Origin of the sequence: Vibrio sp. V23_P3S9T160 (assembly GCF_963886625.1) — a bacterium.
GTDB lineage: Bacteria > Pseudomonadota > Gammaproteobacteria > Enterobacterales > Vibrionaceae > Vibrio > Vibrio anguillarum.
Map to the genome: position 1 here is coordinate 41,978 of NZ_CAWPDB010000055.1, position 14,341 is coordinate 56,318.

A 14,341-nucleotide genomic window follows, 5' to 3' on the forward strand; every position below is an offset into this window, starting at 1 on the left:
AACTGACGTTATGCTAACGCAGCTTTTTAATACGCTCAGTCTGGCTGATTACATCGGTTAAACGAATACCGAATTTATCGTTAACCACTACCACTTCTCCATGAGCAATCAAGGTTCCGTTCACCATCACATCCAATGACTCACCCGCGATGCGATCAAGCTCAACCACCGAGCCTTGGTTCAATTGCAGTAAGTTACGAATGCTGATCTTCGAACGTCCCACTTCCATCGAAATGGTCACCGGAATGTCCATGATCGTATCAAGTTTGCGGCGCTCATCTTCGGTGATCGGTGGTGAAGTGTCTTTCAATTCATCAAGAGGCGCGGCCAGAATTTCATCTACATCAATACTAGGCGCGGACGGGTCTTCCCCTAATGCGGCTGCCCATTCGTCTGCCAATCTTTGGTCGTCACTTGGTTCCATCTTCGTTACCTACTCTATTATTCTTCGTTATCTTCTTCGTCATCATCTTCAAATTCAGACATGATGTCTTTGCCTAAAAAGGCGAGATCCGTTTTTACTACATCAGGGCGTTTAATTTTTTCAGAGACTTGAACCGCCAGTTTTTCACCAGAGCGGCCCATTTTCACTCGGTAAGTAGGCAGCTCTTCAACAAACATCGTTGCGTTTTTGGGCATTTTAATTGGGATGATATCGCCTACTTGTAGATCCATTAAGTCACGCAATGAAATGTCTTGTTCTAATAAATTGACTCGGAAATTGACGGGTACATCCATGATCTCTTCGCGCAGTGCAGAACTCCAACGCACATCAGTTTCCATTTTATCCGACTGGACACCCGCATCGAGTAACTCACGAATGGGTTCAACCATCGAATAAGGCATGACCACGTGGAAATCGCCGCCGCCGCCATCGACTTCGATATGAAACGAGCTCACTACGATCACTTCCGTTGGGCTAACGATGTTAGCCATACTTGGGTTCACTTCTGAATCCAAATATTCAAACTCAACGCCCATCACCGGTGACCAAGCTTCTTTGTAGTCACCGAAAACAATTTTTAACAGTAATTGAATGACACGACGTTCTGTTGGCGTAAATTCGCGCCCTTCAATTCGAGCGTGGAAACGGCCATCGCCACCAAAAAAGTTTTCCACCAAAATGAAGACTAAACGCGCTTCCATCGTGACCAACGCGGTCCCTTTTAACGGACGAAAACGCACCATGTTCAAACTAGTCGGAACATAAAGCGTATTTTGGTATTCACCAAACTTCATCATCTGTACGCCGTTGATCGACACTTCAGCCGTTTTACGCAGCATGTTGAACAAACTAATACGCATGTGACGAGCAAAACGTTCGTTGATAAGCTCCAGCGTAGGCATGCGCCCACGGACGATACGGTCTTGTGAAGAGAAGTCAAAGTTAATCGCCGATTTATCGGCAACATCGTCATCGTCTTCCGCCTCATCAACACTGTCTACACCATGAAGCAGGGCATCAATTTCGTCTTGGCTTAATAAATCAGTCACTTCTCACCTACTGCATTACAAAATCAGTAAACAACACTTTTTCGATCACAGGTTGCCCAACCGCTTTAGTGAGTGCCGCTTTAATGTCATCGGTCGCCTTATCTCTCAGCTCAATTCGCCCGGTAGGGCTACGAAGCTGTTCCACAGTGGCAGACGCAAAAGTGGCCAGTAAAGAGCTTTCCACTAAAGGTGAATGGTAACGTGCAAGGCTTTCATTTTCAGAACCCCGCACCATCAACTGTACTTTGATTTGCACCAAACGATCTTTCTTATCACCCGTGACGTTAAACACAAACGGCTGTGCAATATTAACGTAAGCCACAGGATCCGTTGGCAAAGCTTGCTGCGCTGCGGGGGCTTGCTCACTCGTGGCTTCACCCTCATCTCCGCTCATCAAAAAGAAAGCTGCACCACCACCAAGCAGTAACACTACGGCAGCAATAATGATAATCAGCAGTTTTTTCTTCCCTTTGGGGGCTTCCGCGCCTAACTCTTCATCGGCCATAATGTTCTCTATGTCGTTATTTTTAATATTAGTTTAAGCGTAATAACTGATTCCATCACGCTTTGATGCGACATTCAAATCAAGTTTGACGTCTGTATCAAGGTTTTCTTCGTCTAAATAGCTTCCGTTGCGCGCTAATTGACCAGATTGGGCATCCCCGTCGGCAGTGTAGCGCGCTTGTTGCTGACCAGCGCTCTGTTGTTGGACAGAGGTCTCACCCAACTGCACACCTTGTTGTGCCAACATTTCTCGTAGCCTTGGCATAGATTGTTCAATCACATCACGTGCTTGATGGTTAGCGACCGTAAAATGAACCGTCGTATGATCACCATTCATATTCATACGAATTTGTAAACGCCCCAATTCCGGTGGATCTAAGCGAATATCGACATGTTTAAGGTTTTTCGACATCATCATTTGCAGCCGTTCCGCCATTTGCTCACTGGCCATTTCTCGGTTAAGCAACAAAGGAGGCTGTTGCGCGGCTTGCAAGTTGTCAGCACGGCTCTGCGTCGCGTTCAAACCATGTTGCCCCAAAGCACTCGAAAGCTGCTGCGTTAATGTGCCCTCTTTTTGCTCTTGAGCCGACCCTGCATCATTCACACCCGATAACGCTTTCGCGCCTAATCCGGCTTTGAATAGCGCGGGGTTGAGTGGAAATTCAGCATGGGTTGCAGCTGGTATCGCGGCCGCACTCGCTAACTGTTGTATTTGTACATTGGATAACTCATTGCTTGCTGTCACAAGAGGTGACGATGCTAGTGCGGCTTTGTCTGCCGCCACGGCAGCCTGCATGGTTTGAGATTGTTGCTGAGCTAAGGCTTGCTGAACAGAATGGGCTAATGAAACCGGCGTATTTTTACCCTTGAGGACCGTTTCACTTTGTGCCACATCTAGAGGTAATGCTTGCCCTTCGGCAATAACTGTGTTCGCCCAAGGAATGGCAGCGACAGTCAATAACGCCTCTGTGGGCAGCCCTTGTAGATCATTTTCCGAATCGGTTTGAGGTGTATTCGCCGATGGGGATGGGGAAAGTGGTAGCTTGCCCTCTGCTAAATTTGTCGTCAATTGTGAATCAAGTGCTTGCGCTTCAACCAAAGGTGATGGCTCTATGGGCATGGCGTTGTCACTTTTTTCCACCGCGTTAACTGCTGCATCGCCAACTTCAGTTGTGGCAAGTAAAGTGGCCTCATCTTCTATCGCTTGCGACAAAGCGCTTGCTTGCACTGACTTTGTATCTTGAGGCGGCTGAATGAATTTTCGGACTGATTCCGGCAGGATGAGTTCACCATTCTCTTCAGTCTCTGCGTTTAAGCTTGATGCCGTAGGTGAACCTTCCGCAGCAATCAAACGCTCTTTGTCCTGCTGAATAGGCAGCACACGCTCTGCATCTTGTTCCGTGATGTGCTGATCAGATAATGGAGCTTGCTCATTCACTGACGTCGGTGCTACTGGTTCAGTAGTGGGTTTAGCGAATGCATCCTGTGCTGATATTTGCGCAGCCGCTGGCGCTTTTTGCTCCACTTGATCCGAGGAGTCACCTGCGTTGTCGTCGATTTGCACGTCTACCGGATGAGTGTTTTGTGGCAAGGTTTTGCCGTTTTGGTCAGCAAGTGCTTGATTGGCGCTATTTAAACGGCCAAGGATTTCATCGCCATCGCTCATAACCTGTGCAGTTTTCAGCTGAAGAGCGGAGTCATCAACCTCTGCTGAAGGGGGTGATTTTGTTTGCACGGTATCAACATCGGCCTCTTCACTCAATGCCTCACCAAGTTCTTTATCTAACAAGGCATCGCTACTTTGGGCTGCCACGTCATCGGTGAGCACAGCTCCCTCATCAAGCGCCTTAAAGTCAGTTTCTGCCGAAGATTCAGTGCTACGACCCATAATGAGGGCGGTCAGTTTTTCAAAAAAACCTTGAGATTCAGAACCTTCACTCACCGCATCAGAGCCTGCTTTACTCACGCTGGCCATTTTAGATGTGTCGGATGGTGTTGTAATATTTACATTCATATCCATGATGCTCGCACTAAAAACAGAGGATGACGCGGATTCATTATTGGCCAGTAAGCCATGTTTCATCATTTTTTGACGATGGCGCAGTGGATTAACCTAATGAACTCCGTGATTAGTCAGAAGCAAGAAATGAGCCAAGCCTTCAATATCGATAAGAAAGTATGACACCCATCTTATTGGACACGTTGACGACTTGAGGCGTCAGTGACTTAAAACTTATTTTGATTAAAACTTATGTTGCTTAAAACTTGTGTTGATTAGAACGTTGCCGGCTAAAGAGCAGTGTAGAAAACTCATCCATCTGCTTCTGCTCTCGTTTATCTTGCAGACGTTGCGCTTCTATCTGTTTTTTTTCAATGAGCCATTCGTAAGAGCGTCGCTGTTTTCTCACTTCCATCCAATACTCTTGGCAGTTATCTACCTGATTTTTGAAGTGTTGTTCTGCATCTCTTTGTTTGACAAGGGTTTCATCTAACTGGGTAAGAAATCGGTTTAAGTGTCCATATTGGCTCGCCGTCAAACCTGACATGCCGCGCTCCATAAGCTGCTGACAATAATCAAGACGGTATTGTTCAATCTGCGCTAACTGCTTGTAATAACTCTCTAGCTCATCACGCGATTTAGATAACGCCATCACGGCTTTTTCTTCTTTGTCTTTGGCTTGGTCAAGCAAAAACTCGAGTGCGTTATCCATCGATTACCCCACTTGCAAAACGTGCTTGAGCATATTGACGCACATGTCGTAAGGAACCGAATCCTTCATCCCTTGCTGCAAATATTCATCCAGTCTAGGTTTTAGCGTAAATGCACTGTCAATCGCAGGGTCCGTCCCCGGCTTGTAAGCACCGATAGAGACGAGATCTTGATTTTTCCGGCAGATGGAGAGTATTTGACGCACCGCTTTCGACATCAACAGATGTTCATCGGTGGTGATTTGTGGCATAACACGGCTGACCGATTTCTCTACATCAATCGCTGGGTAATGTCCGGCATCGGCCATTTCACGTGATAAAACAATGTGACCATCAAGAATGGCTCGCGATGCATCAGCGATCGGGTCTTGTAGATCATCCCCTTCGGTGAGCACGGTAAAGAAAGCGGTAATCGATCCTTGGTGAGGACCGCCATTTCCCGCTCGTTCAACCAAGGCGGGCAGTTTAGCAAACACCGATGGCGGATAACCTTTTGTGGCTGGCGGCTCACCCACAGATAACGCAATTTCACGTTGCGCTTGGGCAAAACGAGTCAACGAGTCCATTAGTAGCAATACATCTAACCCTTGATCACGAAAGTATTCCGCAATCGCTAACGCGGTTTGACAGCCTTTTAAACGCATCAGCGGTGAGGAGTCCGCAGGCGCGGCTACTACAACTGAACGTTGACGTCCATCAACGCCTAAAATCTCTTCTATAAACTCTTTTACTTCGCGGCCACGTTCACCAATCAGCCCCACCACCACCACTTGAGCGGTTGTGCCACGAGTCATCATGCCAAGCGTTACCGACTTACCGACACCAGAACCGGCAAATAAACCAATCCGCTGCCCTTTACCCACCGTCAGTAAACCGTTGATCGCTTTTAGGCCAACGTCCAGAGGTTCTGTTATGGGTTTGCGAGCTAATGGATTGATGGGGTCAGCATTAAACGATGCGCGCTTTTCGGTATAAATAGGCCCCAGCCCATCGAGTGGATTACCGACACCATCAATCACCCGTCCAAGCAGCTCCATCCCGACTGGTAGGCCAGCGTCCCCTGTTATTGGGGTAACTTTAGCTCCGGGCAGTACGCCTGTTATCTGTTCGCTGGGCATCAGATAGAGGTTATCGCCAGAAAAGCCAACCACTTCCGCTTCCATTTCTCCGGACATGGTTTCTACTTTACATAAGCTGCCAATGGGGGCTTTACAACCAGTAGCCTCAAGGGTTAAACCAACCACACGGACCAGTTTGCCGGATGCCATTGGGCGGCAGGTTAACCCTTCGGTTTTATATTGACTAAGGCGATCGGCAAGAGACAACACTATTGATCACCTTGTTGGTGACGATTGGTGCCACAAAAACTTTTCAACACGCTACGAATGCGATCTTCCATTCGATAATTCACACTCGATTCACCTGCTTCAATCTGGACGTCACCGCGATTTAATGCCGGCTCTTTGACCAATGTCCAGTTTCGGAAATCCAGCTCTTTTTCGCCATAAGCAGAATGAATCACGTCAACATCTTCTGGATGGAGTTTTAATGTGATGGCATGACCGGATACAGGCAGGGATTCAACCGACGATTTGACGGTATCTAAGATCACTTGCGGATTAGTTTGTACCTCAACGTGAACGACTTCTTTGACCAAGGTTAAAACCATATCGACCAGCTGTTTTTCGACTTGGGCATTCATCAACTCTAGCGGTTGAGCAAATTGATTGGCAAGACCAACGAAAATATCAACCTGCTGCTGGATGAGGGTTTGCCCTTCAGCGACACCCTCGGTTTTGCCTTGCTCAACACCTTCTTGGTGTCCTGCAATCAGTCCTTCTTCTTTGCCTTTTTCATAGCCTTGTTTGAATCCGGCTTCTTGACCTTGGTGCAAACCTTCTTGATAAGCCCCTTGTTTGATCTGGCCAATCTCTTCTTCGCTGAGTTGCAGCGGCTCTTCAACCACAGGCTCATCAAAACTTGGCATCCAACCGGGGTCGTAGTTCATTGCCGTTTCTTTGGCTTTTTTATTGATCTCTGCGCCGTAGTCCGGCAACCCCCACTTTTTGGCTTGTTCAATATTAGCGTCTGCATCTAAACGTAAAAAGCCGCGTTTTCTTTCTCCAGACATAATGCTACCTATTGTTGAGTCAGGGTTAGATTATAAGAATTCGTCTGCGCCGCCAGACAGCATAATTTCGCCACTGTCGGCCATACGACGTGCAATCGCCAGAATCTCTTTTTGCGCCGCTTCGACATCTGATACTTTAATCGGAGGCATGGCTTCCAGATCATCTTTCATCATCTCAGCTGCACGTTTTGACATGTTTTTGAAGATCTTCTCGCGCAATGCGTCATCAGCACCTTTAAGTGCTTTTTGCAGTACATCTTGCGGTACATCACGCAGCAATTTTTGAATGCCTTGGTCGTCCACTTCGACTAAGTTCTCGAACACGAACATCAGATCTTGGATCTGTGTTGCCATGTCTTCATCTTGCTCACGCATCTGATCCATGAGGATGCCTTCGATATTGTTATCGAGGTAGTTCATGATATCAGCCGCGGCTTTCAAGCCACCAATTTTCGCCGCTTGCGCGCCCGCTTGACCGGCAAATTGTTTCTCCATGATTTCATTCAACTCAGCCAATGCCGAAGGTTGTACTTCTTCAAGGTTGGCAATGCGCATCAATAAGTCTAAACGGTCACGTTCAGCAAACTGTGCCAAAATTTCAGCCGATTGATCCGGTTCTAAATACGATAAAACAATGGTTTGGATTTGTGGGTGTTCATTAACAATGATGCTCGCCACTTGTCGTGGGTCCATCCATTTCAATGAATCCAACCCTTTTGAACCCGTGCCAAGCAAAATTTGATCGACCAAGTTATTGGCTTTATCGGCACCTAATGCAGCGATAAGCGCGTTACGCATAAAGTCTTCGCTGCCCATACCGATATTGGTGTATTTCTGAATATCTTCGAGGAAAGCACGATGCACCGCGCCCACTTTCTCTTGGCTAAGCTCTTTCGCTTTCGCCATCGCGCTACCGACTCGTTGTACCTGCTTAGGTTCAAGATGGCGGATGATGCCAGCGGCGTCCTCTTCGTTTAAGCTCAACAACAAAATAGCCGCTTTTTCATCACCAGAAATTGTTGAAATATCAACCGATGATTCTGTCACTTCTGTTCCACTCTTATTTTTATTATCAGGCATTTTGCATCCAATTCTTCACTACTTGAGCCGCAAGTTCAGGCTCATTGGCCACTAGAGCACGCACCGCTTTCAGTACATCCTCATCCTTGTGTAAGTTTGGCAAATCAATACCGGAACCAAACTCAAAGAGATCACCACCGTCAATACCACTGCCAATTAAACTGGTTTCACCATCAGCACCAATCGGCAAACCATCAGGTCCGTACATTGGGTCATCATCATCCGCAGCAGGGTTGAGCAGTTTTTTCAGCGCAGGGCGAACCAGCACCAGCACCACAACCACAATAACCAAGGCACTAGCAAACCAGCGTACCCAATCATTGAAGTTTGGATGCTCCCAAATAGGGACATCAACCATTGATTCAACTTCAGGCACGGCAAATTGCATGCTCAAGACATTCAACAAATCGCCACGGTTTTCATCAAAGCCAACCGTCCCAATCAATACTTGTCGCACGGCGCTAATTTCACTTTCGCTCAAGGGAGTATAGGTGACTTCGCCAGTCTCTGGGTTAACCGATGGTCGGTTTTTAATCGCCACCGCAACGGTCTGACGATTCACTACACCCGATTGTTTACGTTCATGACTGATGGTGGTATCGAGTTCAAAATTGCGCGTGGCTTCTTTATGGACCGAACCTTGCCCAAGTACCGAGCCATCTTTCATCTGCGCGACGTCTTGTGGGATCGAAGCATCCGCAGGTGGCTGATTACTTAATGCACCTGGAACGCCAGCCACCACATTGCCGTTGTTATAGTCTTCAAGCGTATATTCGCTGCGTGTCGCTGGCGTATTCGGGTCAAAGCGTTTACGCGTTTGTTCAATGGCACTGAAATCCAGTTGGATATCCACTTGGGCGGTGTAATTACCAAAACCTAGAATAGGGATTAATACCGAATCAATTTTTTCACGCAGCGCCTCTTCTTGCTTGCGTTCAAGTTCTTGTTCTTTACGACGAGCAGAAGAGACGGGGTCTTGAGAGCCTGAGCTGAGCAGCCGACCATGTTGATCAGTCACGGTAATTCGATTGGGTTTCATCCCTGGCACAGCGCTGGCGACCATATCGACAATAGAGTCGACCTCTTCTTGTTTAAGGTTCGCGCCAGTTCGCAAGGTAAGAAATACGGAGGCAGAAGCATCTTGGTTATGACGAACAAATACACTTTGCTTAGGCAGCGCCAATAACACACGAGCTTTGTTGACGAGCTTCATCTCTTCAATCGCTTTGGCAAGCTGACGTTCACGGCTAAGTTTAAGGCGCTCTTGCTCAAGGCGCTGAGAAACACCAAAGCCCATGTCTTGCATCAAGATTTCATCGCCCGCTTGCTTGTTTTGATTTAACCCTGCACGGACGAGGTTGAGTTTTAAGCTGTTGTATTCACTGGATGGCACTAAGATAGTATTACCATCTAATTTGTAGGTCAGTTTCTGCTGATCAAGATAATCGAGGACAGGAATAAGTTCTTCGGTTTCATAAGCGCCAAGCGGGCGCATTTCAGGTTCTCGAACCCAAAAGAACAACATGACAATCAGTGCCACACAGATGGAAATAGAGAGGACTAACACCACCTGGCGCAACAAGTCCAAGTCGCCCATCGCAAAATCACTTTTGGATGAACTCTTCTCTTCAAGATCTGGGTTTTGCGTGTCCATGTCTAGATCTGAGCTCGCCATTAAAGCGTGGTCAGAACCACTGGTCACGGTAAGATCGGTTGTTTGCTTATCTTCTGCCACGGCGGCTACCTAATTTATACGGGCATATTCATGAGTTCTTTGTAGGCGTCGACAAGTTTATTCCGAACTTGAATCGTCGCTTCAAAGGCTACACTCGACTTATTACGAGCAATCATCACATCCGATAGTGAGACATTTTCATCTCCCCGATCAAAGCGGGTTTGTAAATTACCTGAGGTCTTTTGCAAACTGTTCACGTTATTAATGGCTTTGGAAAGCATGTCGCCAAAATCAGCACTCACACTTTGTCCAGTTGCCGTAGGACGAGCATTGGTTGCTTCCAACATCATTGTTTGCATTTCGCTGTTTAAACCATCAAGTCTCATTGCTACCTCTAACGCCAAATCTTTGACTGCTGTGCTGCTTCTTTCTGTGATGCAGCAATTTATATGCCATCACCCACTTTGGGGTTAATTCGGGATATCAATTCCTGCATCACGCATTTTCGCTAATTTATAACGCAGTGTCCTAGGGCTAATTCCGAGCTTGTCAGCCATCTCTTTACGGCGGCCTTGGCACTCGACTAAAGTATCCATGATAATGGTGTACTCTTGATCTCTCAGCTCATCACCCAATGCAGCGCCATTGTTATTAAACAGCTTGTTCACTTCGGCTTGTGCTACAGGCTTAATCTCTGGTGTGGCAATATCGCTGCGCTCTACGACTTGTTGCAGGCTGCTAGCATCTTGCCAATCAACCCCTTCCAACAAGATATGTTCACTTGCAATGTCTCCTTGCTCGCTCAAGATCAGCGCGCGTTGCACGACGTTATCAAGTTCACGGACGTTGCCCGGCCAAGCGTAACTAAGCAACTTGTTAATGGCTTGCGGCGCGATACGAGGCACAGGTAAACCAAGCTTAGTGCAGTGACGCTCTACAAGGTGGTGAGCCAGCGGTTCAATATCCCCTTTGCGGTCACGTAGCGCTGGCCATGAGATTGGGAAGACGTTGAGGCGATAATATAAATCATCACGGAAATTGCCTTCCTGCACATACTGCTTTAGGTCGCGGTTGCTGGTCGCCAATACGCGGACATCAAGCTTAATGCTTTTACGCCCCCCCAAGCGTTCCACTTCACGCTCTTGGAGTACACGCAGCAGTTTTGCTTGTAGGTTCAGATCCATCTCGCTGATCTCATCGAGTAAAATGGTCCCACCTTGTGCTTGTTCAAATTTACCCGGACAAGCTTGTACCGCACCTGTAAATGCCCCTTTTTCATAACCAAATAAGGTGGCTTCGAGCATGTTGTCTGGAATGGCGGCGCAGTTGATCGCCACAAATGGCCCATCTTTACGCGGAGATGAGTTATGAATGTAGCGAGACATGACCTCTTTTCCTGAGCCACTTGGGCCCAAAATCATGACGTTAGCATCGGTTTTTGCCACTTTGTCGGCAAGTGACAATAAGCGCAGGCTTTTCTCATCGGCAACAACCGCATCACCGTTATCATCCGATTTCACTGGCGCGTAACGGCTAACCATGTTGAGTAGCACTTCGGGGGCAAAGGGTTTTGCCATGTAATCAATGGCGCCCTCTTTCATTGCCGAGACCGCATCTTCAATATTGGCGTACGCCGTCATCAGCAACACGGGTAAATTGGGCCAATGCTGTTTGATGTTGCGCAGCAGTGCAAGGCCACCCATGCCAGCCATTTGAACGTCAGAGACAACAATATCAACAGGATGTGCTTTGAGTTTAATCAGTGCATCTTCGGCGCAATCAGCTTCCAGCCATTCATAACCGGCCAGCGCCAAAGTATCGACTAACGCTTCGCGTAGACCTTCATCATCTTCAACGATTAAGACTTTGCTTTGAGCCATCATCCTTCTCCAGTCTCTGTTGGTGAAGAAGGGGCATGACGCTCGAGTGGAATGCACATAGTAAAGCAAGCACCCTCCCCTTCTTCTGAAATTAATTCCAATCGCCCATCATGGGCGCGGCAGACCATTTGTACCACCGCTAACCCTAACCCCGTTCCTTGTGAGCGAGTGGTAAAAAACGGTTCCATAATTTTGCTTTGCAGCGCAGCAGGGACTCCCGGGCCACTGTCTTGTACCGAGATTTTCAGCTCACCATTTACCGGGCGAAAAAAGACATCAATTTGTGACGCCTTACCCGCAATTTGTATTGCGTTCATCACTAAGTTACTCAGTGCAGAGGCAATGGCATTTGCATTGCCTAACACCACTGTCCCTTCTTGTTCCACTTCCTGATGATAATCAATTGCGCTATTTTTTAATGCCGTTTCCACCATGGGAACAAATTCGTTGACCAAGTCTGTCACTGTAAACGGCTGAATGACTTTATTGTCACCACCTTTGGCAAACAACAACATATCATTGACTTGTTTTTCAAGATCATGAAGCCTATCCATCAGCTTAGACTGAAAACGCTCTCTTGTAGCGTTTGGCAAGTTAGGGGCACCTAAATTTGAGGCATAGAGCATGGCACTGGATAACGGTGTGCGAACTTGGTGTGCCAAAGACGCCACCATTCGACCGAGTGAGGATAAGCGCTGTAAATCACTGATGCGCGATTGAAGTAACCGAGTTTCGGTTAAATCGGTGATTAATATCAATTGGCCTGTTGCTGATGCTGAAATGGCTAATCTAACTTTACGACCATTGCGCAGCGAGATTTCATGCCCATCATCTTCTCTCGGCGCAAAAGCACTTTGAATGACGGAATACCATTTTTCACCCGCCAATGGGACTTGCAATAACCGCTGAGCTTCAGGGTTAGCTTCTCTGACTACTCCTTGAGTATCGAGCAAAATGACGCCAGCAGGCATCACATCAAGAACCTGTTTATAGCGCTCAACTTGATCCTCTACAGAATCTAAGTGAGATTGATTAATGGGTGTGTCAGGAGACTGCATGTCGAAATTCTACCTATAAAACAACAATAGCCTAACACGCAAAATACATGCCAGGCTATTTTTCTTTAAAATCAAAGAATTAATCCATTGCCAATATATTGACTAAACTTTACCCATGCTGTTTTTTGAATCACCGTTGCATATTGTATTTGCGCATTTTTTCAACCAAGGTCGTACGGCGCATACCCAGCATATCAGCGGCACGCGCTACCACTCCGCCTTGAGCTTCAAGGGCTTGGTTGATCATATTGACTTCCAAATCCGCCAATAGCTCTTTCAAATTCACGCCTTCAGGAGGCAATGACTGCGGTGCGTTGAGATTTTCGTGCATCTCTTCGACGTCTTCAAAACTGAAGTTTTCAGAGAAAATACCCGCCAGCACATCACGTTCTTGGTCTTCAACAGAGCCATAGCAGCTGTGCTCTGGTTGGAATTCTGGAATATCACTATAGCGGTATTTAGTTGGTAAATGATTGACGTCGACGAGACTATTTGGATAGAGAATGATCATCCGCTCAACTAAATTCGCTAGTTCACGAACATTGCCCGGCCAATTGTGTTCCATTAACGAATTGACAGCTCGCGGGGTAAAACAAAATGGCTGTCCACCTTCCGCTTCCATACGTGTCATGAGTTCTTGTAACAGCAATGGGATGTCGTCTTTGCGATCTTTTAGCGCTGGCATTTCAATTGGGAAAACATTGAGTCGATAGTAAAGATCTTCACGAAATGATTCATCATCAATCATGTTTTCTAAATTGCGGTGAGTCGCTGACACCACACGCACATTCACTTTAATGGTGGTGTTACCGCCCACACGTTCAAAGCAGCGCTCTTGTAACACACGCAACAACTTTACCTGCATCGACATCGGCATATCACCGATCTCATCGAGAAATAAAGTACCGCCTTCGGCAAGCTCAAAACGACCTTTACGCGCAGTTATCGCTCCGGTAAACGCCCCTTTTTCATGACCAAATAATTCACTTTCAAGTAAATCAGCCGGAATCGCACCACAGTTAATCGGCACAAACGGGCCGTTGCGGCGTGCAGAATGATAATGGATGTTACGCGCAACCACTTCTTTGCCCGTTCCAGATTCACCTAAGATCAGCACATTAGCTTCTGTGCCTGAGACTTGCTCAATCAAATGACGAACTTCTTGGATACCATGACTTTGGCCTACAAGGCTACGAAATAAGGTATTCTTACGCGATGTAGAGGGAACTTGCACGCCTTTACGTCCTAAAAATTCTTTGCAATGTCGTAATGCGTCACTCAGTTGAGGGTAATTAAGGGGTGACTCAAGTTCACCGACGTATTGAGTAAATTCTTCCAATGAATATGGCTGCTTGTTTGCCATTAGAAGTGGAATATAGTTGGCCTTAGTCAACCACTGAGCTATCTCATCAGTTAACTGCTCACTTTTTAGCGATCCAATAATGCAGCCCCCCCACAATCTTGAACAATCAATATCCTTGATTTGGGATGACTCGATCGCCTCGCAGTGCTCTCCAACAAATTCTAAAATGTTACTTAGATTGAGACGGATCTGCGGATCGTCTTCTATCACAAGCAGTTTTGCTAAACCTTGCATAGGTGAGAATATTTGCCTTAAATCAGAGAAATTGTGGCCGCACTTCTGAAAATCGTTATTCAGTTTTGTTTTTCTATAATCACTTGATTAAACGATAGACAATTTGTGGAATTCAGCAACAAAAAAAGCCATTAGGCTAGTAATGGCTTCTATTCTATGGAATAAAAAAAATAAGGCAACCAAGCAATGAGCTGGTGTGACATCAGTTAAAAC

Annotated in this window: 13 protein-coding genes; all 13 read right to left on the reverse strand. The window is 46.7% G+C overall.

Features of this window, described 5'->3' with window-relative positions:
• Window positions 1–13 precede the first annotated feature (13 nt).
• Window positions 14–424, reverse strand: a complete 411-nt coding sequence (fliN, locus tag AACU59_RS03375; RefSeq protein WP_010318705.1) for a flagellar motor switch protein FliN — start codon at window positions 422–424, stop codon at window positions 14–16.
• A gap of 17 nt (window positions 425–441) precedes the next feature.
• The gene (gene fliM, locus AACU59_RS03380; RefSeq protein ID WP_013856317.1) at window positions 442–1,494 is read right to left on the reverse strand and encodes a flagellar motor switch protein FliM; all 1,053 of its coding nucleotides are present in this window, start codon (window positions 1,492–1,494) and stop codon (window positions 442–444) included.
• Window positions 1,495–1,501: 7 nt separating this feature from the next.
• On the reverse strand, window positions 1,502–1,999 hold the full coding sequence (gene fliL / locus AACU59_RS03385) for a flagellar basal body-associated protein FliL (protein WP_013856316.1): 498 nt from the start codon (window positions 1,997–1,999) through the stop codon (window positions 1,502–1,504).
• A gap of 33 nt (window positions 2,000–2,032) precedes the next feature.
• Window positions 2,033–4,084: a flagellar hook-length control protein FliK gene (locus AACU59_RS03390; protein ID WP_094124706.1), complete on the reverse strand. Its 2,052-nt coding sequence runs from the start codon at window positions 4,082–4,084 to the stop codon at window positions 2,033–2,035.
• Window positions 4,085–4,256: 172 nt separating this feature from the next.
• Entirely contained in the window at window positions 4,257–4,709 is a 453-nt protein-coding gene (fliJ, locus tag AACU59_RS03395; RefSeq protein ID WP_094145629.1) for a flagellar export protein FliJ, read from the reverse strand.
• Window positions 4,710–4,712: 3 nt separating this feature from the next.
• Window positions 4,713–6,035, reverse strand: coding sequence for a flagellar protein export ATPase FliI (fliI, locus tag AACU59_RS03400; RefSeq protein ID WP_094145630.1), 1,323 nt, complete (start codon window positions 6,033–6,035; stop codon window positions 4,713–4,715).
• Complete coding sequence (fliH, locus tag AACU59_RS03405) at window positions 6,035–6,838, reverse strand: flagellar assembly protein FliH (RefSeq protein WP_047687806.1); 804 nt, start codon at window positions 6,836–6,838, stop codon at window positions 6,035–6,037. Before fliH ends, fliI begins: the two co-directional genes overlap by 1 nt.
• Before the next feature lie 30 nt (window positions 6,839–6,868).
• Complete coding sequence (fliG, locus tag AACU59_RS03410; RefSeq protein WP_013856310.1) at window positions 6,869–7,918, reverse strand: flagellar motor switch protein FliG; 1,050 nt, start codon at window positions 7,916–7,918, stop codon at window positions 6,869–6,871.
• Complete coding sequence (gene fliF, locus AACU59_RS03415; protein WP_019281597.1) at window positions 7,911–9,653, reverse strand: flagellar basal-body MS-ring/collar protein FliF; 1,743 nt, start codon at window positions 9,651–9,653, stop codon at window positions 7,911–7,913. The genes fliG and fliF overlap by 8 nt, the downstream gene beginning before the upstream one ends.
• Window positions 9,654–9,667: 14 nt before the next feature.
• A complete protein-coding gene (gene fliE, locus AACU59_RS03420; RefSeq protein ID WP_026028064.1) occupies window positions 9,668–9,979 on the reverse strand; it encodes a flagellar hook-basal body complex protein FliE in 312 nt (103 codons plus the stop codon).
• An 84-nt stretch (window positions 9,980–10,063) separates the two neighbouring features.
• Complete coding sequence (locus AACU59_RS03425; RefSeq protein ID WP_026028065.1) at window positions 10,064–11,473, reverse strand: sigma-54-dependent transcriptional regulator; 1,410 nt, start codon at window positions 11,471–11,473, stop codon at window positions 10,064–10,066.
• Window positions 11,473–12,531 (reverse strand): sensor histidine kinase, encoded by a 1,059-nt coding sequence (locus AACU59_RS03430; protein WP_094145631.1) that lies wholly within the window; start codon window positions 12,529–12,531, stop codon window positions 11,473–11,475. Before AACU59_RS03430 ends, AACU59_RS03425 begins: the two co-directional genes overlap by 1 nt.
• 130 nt (window positions 12,532–12,661) lie before the next feature.
• Window positions 12,662–14,128 (reverse strand): sigma-54 dependent transcriptional regulator, encoded by a 1,467-nt coding sequence (locus AACU59_RS03435; RefSeq protein ID WP_088729045.1) that lies wholly within the window; start codon window positions 14,126–14,128, stop codon window positions 12,662–12,664.
• Window positions 14,129–14,341 lie beyond the last annotated feature (213 nt).

Bases quoted from the DNA above. Each gene is read 5' to 3' on its own strand.
- fliN (WP_010318705.1), bottom strand. From the start codon at position 424: ATGGAACCAAGTGACGACCAAAGATTGGCAGACGAATGGGCAGCCGCA.
- fliL (WP_013856316.1), bottom strand. From the start codon at position 1,999: ATGGCCGATGAAGAGTTAGGCGCGGAAGCCCCCAAAGGGAAGAAAAAA.
- AACU59_RS03390 (WP_094124706.1), bottom strand. From the start codon at position 4,084: ATGATGAAACATGGCTTACTGGCCAATAATGAATCCGCGTCATCCTCT.
- fliJ (WP_094145629.1), bottom strand. From the start codon at position 4,709: ATGGATAACGCACTCGAGTTTTTGCTTGACCAAGCCAAAGACAAAGAA.
- fliH (WP_047687806.1), bottom strand. From the start codon at position 6,838: ATGTCTGGAGAAAGAAAACGCGGCTTTTTACGTTTAGATGCAGACGCT.
- fliG (WP_013856310.1), bottom strand. From the start codon at position 7,918: ATGCCTGATAATAAAAATAAGAGTGGAACAGAAGTGACAGAATCATCG.
- fliE (WP_026028064.1), bottom strand. From the start codon at position 9,979: ATGAGACTTGATGGTTTAAACAGCGAAATGCAAACAATGATGTTGGAA.
- AACU59_RS03425 (WP_026028065.1), bottom strand. From the start codon at position 11,473: ATGGCTCAAAGCAAAGTCTTAATCGTTGAAGATGATGAAGGTCTACGC.
- AACU59_RS03430 (WP_094145631.1), bottom strand. From the start codon at position 12,531: ATGCAGTCTCCTGACACACCCATTAATCAATCTCACTTAGATTCTGTA.
- AACU59_RS03435 (WP_088729045.1), bottom strand. From the start codon at position 14,128: ATGCAAGGTTTAGCAAAACTGCTTGTGATAGAAGACGATCCGCAGATC.